This is a genomic window from Pseudodesulfovibrio hydrargyri (assembly GCF_001874525.1).
In the GTDB taxonomy this organism is placed as follows: domain Bacteria; phylum Desulfobacterota; class Desulfovibrionia; order Desulfovibrionales; family Desulfovibrionaceae; genus Pseudodesulfovibrio; species Pseudodesulfovibrio hydrargyri.
Genome location: NZ_LKAQ01000004.1, coordinates 2,446,730 through 2,459,221, shown reverse-complemented (window position 1 = coordinate 2,459,221; position 12,492 = coordinate 2,446,730). Strand labels below are relative to the sequence as shown.

At 64.5% G+C, this 12,492-nt stretch carries 12 protein-coding genes; 9 read left to right on the top strand and 3 right to left on the bottom strand.

Annotated elements, in window-relative coordinates; translation table 11 throughout:
• The first annotated feature begins 223 nt into the window (after positions 1-223).
• The 3 genes from BerOc1_RS15670 (at position 224) to BerOc1_RS15660 (ending at position 3,126) form a co-directional block, all read left to right on the top strand.
• Positions 224-982 carry a substrate-binding periplasmic protein gene (locus tag BerOc1_RS15670; protein ID WP_165610827.1) on the top strand — a complete coding sequence of 253 codons (759 nt, stop codon included), beginning with the start codon at positions 224-226 and terminating at the stop codon, positions 980-982.
• A 54-nt stretch (positions 983-1,036) separates the two neighbouring features.
• Positions 1,037-2,056 (top strand): tRNA dihydrouridine synthase, encoded by a 1,020-nt coding sequence (locus BerOc1_RS15665; protein ID WP_071547154.1) that lies wholly within the window; start codon positions 1,037-1,039, stop codon positions 2,054-2,056.
• Between the two features lie 62 nt (positions 2,057-2,118).
• Positions 2,119-3,126: a chemotaxis protein gene (locus tag BerOc1_RS15660; protein ID WP_071546585.1), complete on the top strand. Its 1,008-nt coding sequence runs from the start codon at positions 2,119-2,121 to the stop codon at positions 3,124-3,126.
• A gap of 440 nt (positions 3,127-3,566) precedes the next feature.
• On the opposite strand, the gene hypE is transcribed toward BerOc1_RS15660, so the two are convergent.
• The 3 genes from hypE to BerOc1_RS15645 form a co-directional block, all read right to left on the bottom strand.
• Complete coding sequence (hypE, locus tag BerOc1_RS15655) at positions 3,567-4,571, bottom strand: hydrogenase expression/formation protein HypE (RefSeq protein ID WP_071546584.1); 1,005 nt, start codon at positions 4,569-4,571, stop codon at positions 3,567-3,569.
• Positions 4,572-4,574: 3 nt separating this feature from the next.
• A complete protein-coding gene (hypD, locus tag BerOc1_RS15650; RefSeq protein WP_071546583.1) occupies positions 4,575-5,669 on the bottom strand; it encodes a hydrogenase formation protein HypD in 1,095 nt (364 codons plus the stop codon).
• A 154-nt stretch (positions 5,670-5,823) separates the two neighbouring features.
• A complete protein-coding gene (locus tag BerOc1_RS15645; protein ID WP_129586556.1) occupies positions 5,824-6,492 on the bottom strand; it encodes a hypothetical protein in 669 nt (222 codons plus the stop codon).
• A 198-nt stretch (positions 6,493-6,690) separates the two neighbouring features.
• Here BerOc1_RS15645 and BerOc1_RS15640 point away from each other — a divergent pair, with 198 nt between their 5' ends.
• From BerOc1_RS15640 to BerOc1_RS15615, 6 genes are read left to right on the top strand one after another with little or no spacing between them, the layout of a single operon-like run.
• Complete coding sequence (locus BerOc1_RS15640) at positions 6,691-7,329, top strand: HD domain-containing protein (protein WP_084641638.1); 639 nt, start codon at positions 6,691-6,693, stop codon at positions 7,327-7,329.
• Positions 7,295-8,206: a D-alanine--D-alanine ligase family protein gene (locus BerOc1_RS15635; protein ID WP_071546581.1), complete on the top strand. Its 912-nt coding sequence runs from the start codon at positions 7,295-7,297 to the stop codon at positions 8,204-8,206. The genes BerOc1_RS15640 and BerOc1_RS15635 overlap by 35 nt, the downstream gene beginning before the upstream one ends.
• Entirely contained in the window at positions 8,207-9,493 is a 1,287-nt protein-coding gene (locus tag BerOc1_RS15630; RefSeq protein WP_071546580.1) for a 3-deoxy-D-manno-octulosonic acid transferase, read from the top strand.
• A 16-nt stretch (positions 9,494-9,509) separates the two neighbouring features.
• Complete coding sequence (kdsB, locus tag BerOc1_RS15625; RefSeq protein ID WP_071546579.1) at positions 9,510-10,250, top strand: 3-deoxy-manno-octulosonate cytidylyltransferase; 741 nt, start codon at positions 9,510-9,512, stop codon at positions 10,248-10,250.
• Positions 10,250-11,374 carry a glutamine-hydrolyzing carbamoyl-phosphate synthase small subunit gene (carA, locus tag BerOc1_RS15620; RefSeq protein WP_071546578.1) on the top strand — a complete coding sequence of 375 codons (1,125 nt, stop codon included), beginning with the start codon at positions 10,250-10,252 and terminating at the stop codon, positions 11,372-11,374. Before kdsB ends, carA begins: the two co-directional genes overlap by 1 nt.
• Positions 11,375-11,404: 30 nt before the next feature.
• A complete protein-coding gene (locus BerOc1_RS15615) occupies positions 11,405-12,205 on the top strand; it encodes a tetratricopeptide repeat protein (protein WP_071546577.1) in 801 nt (266 codons plus the stop codon).
• Positions 12,206-12,492 lie beyond the last annotated feature (287 nt).

Sequence of the window (12,492 nt, the reverse complement as noted above, 5' to 3'; positions counted from 1 at the left end):
GTCAAGCCTGCGCCGGTATTTTTTTCAAATTCTTTCCCGCCCCGGAGATATTGATCGCGGCCCCGGCGGACGGATGCGGGCCCGGACGGGCATAATAATTGCCGCCTGCGGAATCATGGTCTATCATAAGAGGAATACCAACCCTGCAACCCGTTATGAAACTATGCGCCCGCCCGAACAACTCCCAACCGCCCGGCCCCCGCGCCAGCGCCCTTCGGCCGCCTTGCTTCCGGCCGTCCTGATCTGGGCCGTTCTCGTTTGGGCCGTCCCCTCCCCCGCCCAGGCCGAGGATCTGGTCATCCTGACCCACGACCTGACGGGCCAGGCCGAGACCGATCCGGACACGGGCGAGTTGCACGGCATCGAGCACGCGGGCAAGCGGGCCTTCAACCTGGAGGCGGTCCGCGAGATCATGACCGCCGTGGGCGTCGAGACCCGTATCCGCGAGGTCTCCTTTGCCCAGGGCATGGACGCCCTCGCCTCCCGGCCCGACGCGGCCTTTTTCAACGTCTACCGGACGCCGCAGCGCGAGGCGCGCTTCAAGTGGGTCGGCCCGCTCCAGCGCGAGGTGGACTACCTGTACGGCCTCAAGGGATCCGCCATCGGCGACCTGGACGCGGCCAGGTCGGTCTCGGCCATCTGCGCCGTGGAGGGCAGCCAGCACCACACGGTCCTGCTGGAGCGCGGGTTCACCAACGTGGTCGCCGCACCGACGTACGGCGAGTGCTTCGCCCGGCTCAAATCCGGCGACGCCGACCTGGCCGTGTCCTCGGACGAAACTCTGATCCAGAAGCTCCACGCCGCGGACATCCCGGCCTCGGACATCCGCCGCGTGCCCGAGCCCCTGGTCCAGTCCGCGGGCTACATCGCCTTTTCGCCCCAGGTGGACGACGAGGTCATCCACCGCTGGCAGGCCGCCCTGAACGGACTGATCGCCTCGGGCCGGTTCCAGACCCTGTACGACCGCTACTACGAACGCTGATCCGCTCCCTTTTCCTTTGACTCGCGCCATCCGAGCCCGTATGTGCATCCCGACATGACCCGTTTTTCCATCACCCCCGACTCCCCGTGGCTGGCCCCCCTGGCCGGCTATTCCGACCTGCCCTTCCGCATGCTCGTGCGCCAGTACGGCTGCGGCCCGGCCTGCTCCGAGATGGTCTCGGTCAAGGGCATGGCCTTCAAGAACTCCGGCACCCGCCGCCTCATCGCCACCTGCCCGGAGGACGACCCCATGGTCCTCCAGCTGTTCGGGTCCGAGCCTGAGTATTTCCCGCCGGTCATGGAGAAACTGGTCGGCATGGGCTACCGCAATTTCGATCTCAACGCGGGCTGCCCGGTGCGCAAGGTCCTCAAGTCCGGCTCCGGGGTCCAGCTCATGGAGGACCTCGACAAGCTGGTCGAACTGGCCGCCATCATGGTGACCAAGGCGGCCGAGCATCCCGAGGGCGGCCGCGTGGGCGTCAAATTCCGCCTGGGCTTCAACAAGGGCGAGGAGGTCTTCCTCGACCTGGCCAGACGGCTGGAAGGCGTCGGCGTCGACTGGGTGACCATGCACCCGCGCTACGGCAGGCAGATGTTCGCGGGCCGGGCCAACTGGGCCAAGCTGGCCGAGCTGAAGCGGGCCGTGTCCATCCCGGTCATCGGGTCCGGCGACCTGTTCTCGGCCGAGGACGGCGCGCGGTGCATCGAGGAGACCGGCATCGACGCGATCATGTTCGCCCGTGGCGCGCTCTACGATCCGTCCATCTTCGCCCGGTACGTCGCCCTGCGCCAAGGCGCGCCCCTGCCCGTGCGCGACGGCGCGTTCCTGGCCGGGATCGTGCGCGAGCACATCCGCCTGACGCGACTTTTCGAAGGCGACGGGCGCTCCTTCCGCAAAATCCGCTCCATCATTCCCCGCTACGCCAAGGGACTCAGGGGCATCCGCTCCCTGCGCGCCTCCCTGCTGCAGTGCGAGACCTGGGAAGACCTGGAGCGGGCGGCGGACGTCATCCGGGACCTGGAACCGGCCGATCCGGATACCCCCTGGCCGCCTGTTGACGAGATTTGCCAATAGCGTTTACACAGAGGCTTGTTGCCTTAATCATTCCATACCCTTGACAAGGAAGCGGTATCAGCATGGCCACCCAGTCCACCGACATCCTGCTTGAAGCGGGCACCAATGAATTGGAAATCGTCGAGTTCTACCTCGAGGAGGAACCCAAGGCGTCCGACGAAGCCGAACCCAACCAGGAAGAGCAGGTCCTTGAAGAGGGCCACAAACCGAGCCGCAAGGGCTTTTACGGCGTGAACGTGGCCAAGGTGCTCGAGATCATCCGCATGCCCAAGGTCACGGAGATGCCCGAGGTCTCGCACCCGGCGGTGCTCGGGGCCTTCAACCTGCGCTCCCGGATCATCCCCCTGCTCGACCTGTCCATCTGGCTCAAGAAGAAGCGCGTGGAGAACGAGCCGCCCAAGGTCATCGTCACCGAATTCAACCAGGTAACCTCGGCCTTCATGGTCTCGGGCGTGACCCGCATCCACCGCATCTCCTGGGAGGACGTGGAAGCGCCCAACAAGTACGTGTCCGCCCTGTCGTCCGAGTCCATCACCGGCGTGGTCAAGTTCGACGACCGCATCGTCTTCATCCTCGACCTGGAACGCATCGTCTCGGAACTCAACCCGGCCATGCGCCTGCAGTTCGACGACAACTTCGAGCTCGACGGCTACTCCGGGTACAAGGCGCTCATCGCCGACGACTCGCCGCTCATCCGCGAGATGATCCGCGACATGCTCGGCCAGGCCGGGTTCCAGGTGGAAAAGACCAACAACGGCCGGGAATGCTGGGACCGTCTGGTGGAGATCAAGAAGCGCGCCCAGGAAGAGGAGCGTCCGATCACCGACTACGTCCAGGTCCTGGTCTCGGACATCGAGATGCCCATGATGGACGGCCACCACCTGTGCAAACGCGTCAAGGAGGACCCGGTCCTGCGCGACCTGCCGGTCATCCTTTTCTCCTCGCTGATCACCGACAAGCTCCGCCACCGGGGCGAGACGGTGGGCGCCGACGACCAGGTCTCCAAACCGGAGATTACGTATTTGGCGCGCCGGGCCGCGGCGCTCATTGAGGCGAGGAAGGCAAGATAGCGAGATTTCGCTTTATTGATGGCTGGGTGGTCTTAAGCGGCTTCCGATAGCGAGCCATCTACACATTTTTCCGGCCGGGCCAATCCTCACGTAGACGGCTACGCTACGGTTGCCCCGGCCGGAAGAAAATGCACAGCTGACCCACTCTCGAACGCCTTGTGCCAGCGCGGTTAAAAGAGCCGCTGTCGGGTGCTGAAGCACCCGAATCGCTCCAGAAGAATTAAGAATTGAAGGCCCCTGACTCAGATATGAGTCAGGGGCCTTCTCGTGCGGTCCAGCCCGCGAAGCGGATACAAAAGGTTTCGGAGGGTGAGGGGGATGGGGGTCCGGGGGAAGGGGGAGAGGGAAGCCCTTTTCCCCTTCCCCCGGCCGCCGGAGGCAATAAAAAGTCCCCGCCAGCGCATGCCGGCGGGGACTTTTTATTGATGACTGGAGCGCGTCTAGCAGATGCGCGGGAGTTGTTCGCCCTCCAACATGCCGAGGAGGCGTTTGCCGCCAAGCTGGGTGACGAGGACGACCTTGCCGGGGTTGGCGTCGGTCATGGTGCCGATGCGGCAGGCGTCCCGGCCGAGCGGGTCGGCGCGCATGATTTCGAGCGCCTTGTCGGCGTGTTCGGCGGGCAGGACGCAGAGGAACTTGCCCTCGTTGGCCAGGTAGAGCGGGTCCAGGCCGAGGATCGAGCAGCCGCCCTTGACCTCGGGGCGTACCGGGATGCTGGTCTCGGTCAGTTCGCAGCAGACGTTCGAGCTCTTGGTGATCTCGTTCAGGGTGGTGGCCAGGCCGCCGCGCGTGGGGTCGCGCAGGACGTGGACCTCGGGCAGCTCGCGGACGAGCTTGACCAGGAGGTGGTTGAGGGCGGCGGAGTCGGACTGGACCTTGGCCTCGAAATCCAGCCCCTCGCGGGTGCCGAGCACGGTCAGGCCGTGATCGCCGATGGTTCCGGAAACCAGGACCGCGTCGCCCTTCCTGGCCGCGTCGCCGCTCGGTGTCGGGTCGGCGATGACTTCGCCGATGCCGGTGGTGTTGATGAAAATCTTGTCGCAGGCGCCCCGGGGCACGACCTTGGTGTCGCCGGTGACGACCTTGACCCCGGCGTGTTCGGCGGCCTCGCCCATGGATCGGACGATGCGTTCCAGGTCGGCCATGGGCAGCCCTTCCTCGATGATGTAGCCGCAGGTGATGTAGCGCGGCACCGCGCCCATCATGGCCACGTCGTTGACCGTGCCGTGCACGGCCAGGGAGCCGATGTCGCCGCCGGGAAAAAAGATCGGGTCCACGGTGAAGGAGTCGGTGGACATGGCGATTTTGCCGGACAGGGAAAGGACCGCCGCGTCGTTGAGGCGGTCGAGTTCGTCGTTGCCGAGATATTTCAGGAAGAGTTCGGAAATCAGGCGCTGGGAAGCGCGGCCGCCGCTGCCGTAGTCGAGAAGAACCTTGTCAGACATATTTTAATCCAATTTGTATTTGTAGTAGGCGGCACAGGAACCTTCGGTGGAGACCATGCACGGGCCGACCGGGTTGGCCGGGGTGCAGGCCTTGCCGAACAGCGGGCACTGGTCCGGCTGCTTGATGCCCTTGAGGATGTCGCCGCACTTGCAGCCGGGCAGGGACGGGCCGTCCTTGATCTCGATGCCGAATTCCTTCTTGGCGTCAAAGGATTCCCACTCGGCCCGGATCTCCAGGCCGGAGCCGGGGATCAGTCCCAGGCCGCGCCACAGGGCGTCGGTGGGCTCGAAGACCTCGTACATGATCTCGAGCGCCTTGGGGTTGCCGTTCTCGCCGACGATGCGCGTGTAGTTGTTGGCCACGTGGGCCTCGCCCTGGTTTCGCCATTCGATCATCTGGTTCAGGGACTGGAGAATGTCCAGGGGCTCGAACCCGGTGACCACGGCGGACTTGGCGTAGTTCTCAGCGATGAATTCGTAGGGCTTCACGCCGATGATGGCCGAGACGTGGCCCGGCAGGATGAAGCCGTCGATGTTGATGGCCTCGTCGGCCAGAAGCGCGTCCAGCGCGGTGGGCACGGTCTTGTGGAAACAGAGGATGCGCAGGTTGGCTATCCCCTGGTCGCGGGCCATCTTCATGGTCGCGGCGATGGTCGGGGCCGTGGTCTCGAAGCCCACGCCGATGAAGACCACCAGGTCGCCGGGATTTTCCTTAGCCAGCTTGAGGGTGTCGAAGGGCGAATAGACGACCTTTACCCGCGCGCCGTCGGCAACGGCCTTTTTCAGGTTGCGGCCCTTGTCCCCGGGCACGCGCATGAGGTCGCCGAAAGTGGCCAGGATGACGTTGCCGCGTCCGGCCAGGTCCAGGAAGGCGTTGACCTCGGACTCGTGGGTCACGCAGACCGGACAGCCCGGCCCGGAGAGGTGGACGATCTTTTCGGGCAGGAGGGAACGCAGCCCGCTCTGGAAAATGGCCACGGTATGCGTGCCGCAGACCTCCATGAAGCGCAGCTCCCGGTCCAGTTCGGATTCCATCTTGTCGAGGATTTTCCGGCACAGGTCCGGATCACGGAACTTTTCCAGCAATTCGAAGCTCAAAGCATAGTCCTTTAGGCTGATTTCGGAACCGATTTCTTCAGGTTAGCGACAGTCATATACCCTCTCCAGGATATGGGCAAATGAAAAACCCGGCGGATCGGCCGGTGGGCGCGGCGGGCGGTTTTAATAACGCCGGGGAAGGGATTTCGGGGGCCTATTTCCGCTTTCTGCCCCGGATGGTGTCGCGAATCATGACCAGCGAGGCCGCCTGTGCCGCCAGCAAAACCGGGAGCATCAGGGCGGTGGCGGCCACGGCCAGGGGCCCGGACCGATAGTGGGCGAAGGGTTCGGGGCTGATCAGGATGGAGAGGGTCCGCAGCCCGTTGAGTACGGCGAAGAGGGAGTAGCACACCCCGGCGGCGATGACCGCGCGGTCGTCCATGCTGGACAGAAACAAGCTCATGGACAGGCTCATGGACAGGATGAGCAGGACCACGCAGGTGATGGTCAGCCGCGCCTGGTAGGAGGGAGAGATGAAGTAGTACCAGAAGATGCCGACGGCTTCACAGGCCAGCAGGACGGCCGAGGCCGCCATCGTGGAATTACCCACCCTGCCCTCGAAAAAGAGCCGGGTGCCAGCCCAGACCAGGGCCACACCGCCGGTCAGCAGCAGATGGGTGACGAACCCCTTGATCCAGTCGCCGTAGTAGAAGTCCGCCCCGGCGCCGATGGCGGCCAGCCCGATGGCCGCGTACCCGGCCGCCCACCAGGATACGCCGGTGAGCCGGGGCACGCGGTTGACACGGCGCATGCGCCACGCCAGGGCCAGGACCGCCAACCCGCCCAGGAAGAAGACTGCCTGCAATACGATCAAGCCGTTCACGGATTCCTCCCACTGTGCCAACCGTTATCATAAGTGGCAGCGTACCGCCAGAATCCAGCGAAAAGAACGGCCTGGGTGACGGGATGGCCGTTTTTCCGGGATACGGCCGCTTTATTTTTTCCGGCCGTACTGGTAGATGGGAATCATCGGATGCGCTTGTGCATCCCGCCAACCCGACGCCCGCCGCGCACGCACGCCATGTCTGCCAAGGATAACGCCCCCAAAGCCGGTTCCCGCCGGTCGAATCTGCCCACGCCGCCCCCTGTCCGGCCCGCTCCCGAACTGTTCGTCCCCGACGACGCCCGGTGCGCCCGGTATTGGGAGGAATACGCCATGCTGGACAACGTGGCCGCGCACAGCCGCATGGTGGCGGATGTGGCAACCTTCCTGGCCAGGCGGGCCGTGGAGAAGGGAATTGACGTGGACGTGCCCACGGTGCGCGCCTCGGCCCTGCTCCACGACCTGGCCAAGACCTACTGTATCCGCCACGGCGGCAACCACAGCCAACTGGGCGGGGCCTGGGTGGCGGAGTTGACCGGCAACCCGGTCATCGCCTCCGGGGTGACCCACCATGTCTACTGGCCGTTCGCCATGGACCTTGAACCCTACTTCACGCCCCTGGCCGTGCTCTACGCGGACAAGCGCGTGAACCACAACCGGTTGGTGTCCGTCAAGGACCGCTTCAAGGACCTGGTCGTGCGCTACGGCATCCCCCTGAACCTCCAGGACAGCATCAACGAAACCAAACGGCAGGCCCTGGAGCTCGAACAACTGTTATGCGACACACTCGAGGTGGACCTCAATGCATGTGATTTTGATAGCGGGCGGCTGGTCTGACGAACGCGACGTCTCCCTGTCCGGGGCCCAAAAAATCCGGACCTCCCTGGATGAACTCGGCCACGACGTCACTTTTTTCGATCCTGCCGACGACTTCCGGAACCTGCTCTCCATAGCCAAGGACGCGGACTTCGCCTTCATCAACCTGCACGGCACGCCGGGCGAGGACGGCCTGATCCAGGCCGTGCTGGACAAGGCGGACTGCCCCTACCAGGGCGCGGGCCCGGCCGCCTCCTACCTGGCCCTGAACAAGGCCGCCTCCAAGGAAGTCTTCGAGGCCAACGGCATCAAGACCCCGGACTGGCAGTTGGTCACGCCCACCCAGGGGCGCGAGACCGCGCTCAAGCTTCCCCTGCCCGTGTTCGTCAAGCCGGACAAGGGCGGCTCGTCGCTGGGCATGTCCCTGGTGCGCACGGCCGAGGAGTTCCCGGCCGCGCTCGACAAAGTCTTCGCCATGTGCCAGTCCGCCCTGGTGGAGGCGTTCATCCCCGGCGTGGAGCTGACCTGCGGCATCCTGGGCAATCAGGCCCTGCCCCTGATCATGATCACCCCCCGGGACGGGTCCGACTTCTTCGACTACGAGAACAAGTACGCGGCCGACGGGGCAGAGGAGATCTGTCCGGCCCCGGTGGACGAGGCCCTGACCACGTCCATCCAGGAGCAGATGCTCACGGCCCACGCTGCCCTGGGGCTGACCGGCTGCAGCCGGGGCGACTTCATCGCCACCGCCGACGGCGAGGCCTACCTGCTCGAGGTCAACACCCTGCCCGGCATGACCCCCACCAGCCTGCTGCCCAGGGCCGCGGCCCACGTGGGCTACACCTTCACCGAACTGATCGGCGAACTCATCCGGCTCGGCCTGGAAGGCAGGGTCTAGATGGCACTGACCGCCATAGGCGTGGCTCTCAAGACCTACGGGCTGGCCTGGAAGGCCGCCCTGCCCCTGCTCAAATTCAACGGACGGCTCAAGGAAGGCTGGGAACAGCGCACCCTGGCCGACGGCGAGCCCGCGCCTGCCGACCTGTGGATGCAGGCGGCCAGCGGCGGCGAGGCATACCTGGCCTGGGAGGTGCTCAGGCACCTCAAGCCGGCCGGAACGCAGACCCTGCGCGTGCTGGTGACCACCAACACCCTGCAGGGATACCAAACCCTGCTGCGGGCCGCCGAGGAGATCAACGGACGCAGGGCCGGGCTGGCGGTCCAGCCGTGGTATTTCCCCTTTGACGCGCCCGAGCTCATGGACCGCATGGTCCGGCGCGTGCGCCCGAAGCTGGCCGTCATCCTCGAGACCGAGATATGGCCTGGCTTCCTGTCCGCATGCAAGGCCGGGAACGTGCGCGTGCTCCTGGCCAACGGGCGCATGACCACCAAGTCCCTGGCCGGGTACATGGCCTGGCCCGACCTGTTCCGCGCCCTGGGCCCGGACCGGATCATGGCCGTTTCCGAGACCGACGGCCGCCGCTTCGGCACCCTGTTCGGCCGCGAACGGGTCCGGGTCATGACCAACATCAAGTTCGACCGCATGGGCGACGCCGGGCCCATGGCCCGCAAGACCAATCCGCTCGGGGACCTGATTCCCGACAAGGACCCGTTCGTCATCTTCGGCTCGGTGCGCAAGGAGGAAGAGCACGACGTGACCAGGCTGGCCGCCGGCCTCATGTCCGCGCGCCCGGCGTTGGTGCTCGGACTGTTCCCGCGCCACATGCACCATCTGGACCTGTGGCGCAGGGCCATGGACGGGGCCGGGCTCAACTGGGTGCTGCGCTCCCGGCTGAACGGCCCGGCCAGGCCCGGCACGGTCATCCTGTGGGACACCTTCGGCGAGCTGGTCCCTGCCTACGGATTGGCCAAGGCGGCCTTCGTGGGCGGCTCCCTGGCCCCGCTCGGCGGGCAGAATTTCCTGGAGCCGCTGACCAGCGGCGTGACCCCGGTGACCGGTCCGCACTGGAAGAATTTCGCCTGGGTCGGCCGCGAGATCATCGACTCCGGCCTGGCCGTGGAGGCGTCCGGCTGGCAGGACGCCTTGGAATCACTCAAGAAAATCGTCGACAATCCGCCGCCCCGCCAGGAGGTGGCCAAGGCCGCGAAGCAGTACATCCGGGACCGCAGGGGCGGCGCGGAAGCGGTCGCCAAACAGGTTGCCGATTTTCTTAATAAGGATTAAATACGCTACCCAAGCAATGAACGAATTCCCCGAATGCCACGGCATCATCCCCGCAAGGTACGATTCCTCGCGGTTTCCGGGCAAGCCTCTGGTCGAGATCGGCGGCAGGCCCATGTTCTGGCACGTCTGGTCCCGGGCGTCCGCCTGCCCGCTGCTGACCAGCGTGACCCTGGCCACGGACGACGAACGCATCTTCGACGCGGCCAAGGCGTTGGACGTGCCCGTGGTCATGACCCGGCGCGACCACGACAGCGGCACGGACCGCGTGCTCGAGGCGGCGCGGGCCCTGTCCATTGACTCCGACGCGGTCGTGGTTAACATCCAGGGTGACGAGCCGTGCCTGGAGCCGGACATGCTCACCGAACTGGTCCGGCCCTTCGAGGACCGCCATGTCCGGGTGGCCACCCTGGCCACATCCATCGGCCCGGAAGAGGCGGCCTCGCCCGACCGGGTCAAGGTGGTCCGGGCGGGCAACGGACGGGCGCTCTACTTCTCCCGTTCCCTGGTGCCCTTTGACCGCGACGGGAAGATGCACGGCTTTTTGCTGCACATCGGGCTCTACGCCTTCCGCATGGAGGCGCTGGAACGGTTCGGCAGCCTGGACCCGAGCCCGCTGGAGCAACGGGAAAAACTGGAACAGCTCCGTCTGCTCGAAGACGGTATCGATATTTACGTGACCGAGACGCGGCACACCTGCCACGGGGTGGACAGGCCCGAAGACCTCGTCAAGGTCAAGACCATTCTGGAGAACCATTGATGAAAGCGATTCTTGCCCTCGAAGACGGCACGATTTTCAAGGGGACGAGTTTCACCGGCCAGGGCGAGGCCTCCGGTGAGGTCATCTTCAACACCGGCATGACCGGCTACCAGGAGATCCTGACCGACCCGTCCTACACCGGGCAGATGGTCACCATGACCTATCCGCTCATCGGCAACTACGGGATCAACCCCGAGGACGTGGAGTCGCACAAGGTCCAGGCGGCCGGCTTCATCGTCAAGGAATGCTGCAAGAGACCAAGCAACTGGCGCTCGACCATGTCCCTGCCCGACTACCTGACCGAGGCCGGGGTCATGGGCATCGAGGGCATCGACACCCGCGCCCTGACCCGCCACCTGCGCATCAACGGCGCCCAGCGCGGCTATATCGCCACCGGCGACGCCGACCCGGCCAAGCTGGTCGAAAAGGCCCGGTCCATCGAGAACATGGAAGGCCTCAACCTGGCCGACCGCGTGTCCTGCGAAAAACCGTACACCTGGGACGGCAAAAAGCCCGTGTACATCGACGACATCAAGAACTTCGCCTGGAAGGGCAAGGGCCCCAAGCTCGTGGTCTACGACTTCGGCATCAAATGGAACATCCTGCGCCTCATGGAGGACGAGGGCTTCGACATGATTGTCCTGCCCTCCCACTACACCGCGGCCCAGGCGCGCGAACTCGGCCCGGACGCAGTATTCCTGTCCAACGGCCCGGGCGACCCGGCCGCCGTGACCACCGCCGTGGAAGCGGCCAGGGACCTGTGCGAGGACATGCCCGTGGCGGGCATCTGCCTGGGCCACCAGATTCTCGGCCTGGCCATGGGCGGCACCACCTACAAGCTCAAGTTCGGCCATCACGGCTGCAACCACCCGGTCATGGACCTGCAGACCGAGAAGATCGAAATCTCCTCCCAGAACCACGGCTTCTGCGTGGATGTTGAAGGTATTGATTTCCTTGAGAAGACTCACGTGAACCTGAACGACAACACCCTTGAGGGCTTCCGTCACAGGGAAAAGCCCATCCTGGCCATCCAGTACCACCCGGAAGCGGGCCCCGGTCCCCACGACAGCCGCTATTTCTTTCCGAGATTTCGTGATATGGTCAAGGAAAGTACCGGGATATAGGCTCCCAGAACCACAGCCAGGAACACTCCCATGTCCGCAGATCTGATCAAGTCGCGCAAGAAGCTGAATTCCGTCGCCACCCTCCTGAAAAAAGGCAAGTACATGCCTGCCGTGCAGGCGGTTCACGACGGCCTCATTCTCTTCCTCAAGAATCAGGTCATGAAGAACGAGCGGGACGAGTTCGAGGAAATCCTCCAGAAGGTCACCTACGTGCTCAACTCCGACAAGGAGCTGCGCAAGATCTACCCCCTGGTCATCAGCTACGAGCCGGGCCAGGAACGTCCCCTGCTCGACGCCATGCGCGAGCTGCTCCAGGAGCTGCAAAAGGCCCTGAACGAAGAGGTCCAGGGTGACCTGGAGGCGCTCAACGCCCAGAAACTGGCCGAACTGGAAAAGGGCCAGGCGTTCCTGGACGCCCAGGAGTGGGACCAGGCCAGCGAGGTCTTCGACCAACTGGTGCGCACCTTCAGCGGCGACCCGGAGCTCAAGGCCGACATCGCCGACCGCTACCTCAACGCGGGCCGGTACAAGGAAGCCTACTCCATGCTGGACGAGGCGCTCAAGGACGACCCCAACGCCATCCACCTGTACAACCGTATCGGCATGGTCCTGCGCAAGATGCAGGACTTCGAGACCGCCGAAAAATACTATCTCAAGGCCCTGACCCTGACCACCGACGACGAATACCTGCACTACAATATGGGCCGCCTCTACTACGACTGGCGCAAATGGGGCAAAATGGCCAGCTCCGCCAACAAGGCCGTGGAAATCAACCCCGGCTTCGCCGAAGCCGTCAAAATGCTCAAATTCGCCCAGAAAAAAATGGGCTAGCGGGCCGCTACAATATACAACGAAAAAGGGCTCCCGTCAGGGAGCCCTTTTTCGTTGTTCGCGCCTCCGGCGGCCGGGGGAAGGGGGAAAGGGAACCCTTTGAAAAGGGCTTCCCTTTCCCCCTTCCCCCGGACCCCCATCCCCCTTTCCTTCCTAAACTTTATATCGCCGCTTCGCGGATGGATACATACATCCGTCCTCTTCTCTGACAATTTACCGCGTCCGAACGATCACAGGGAAAAAAGCACTGCTCACCTCAGCCCACCGCACGCGCGGATGCGCCTACA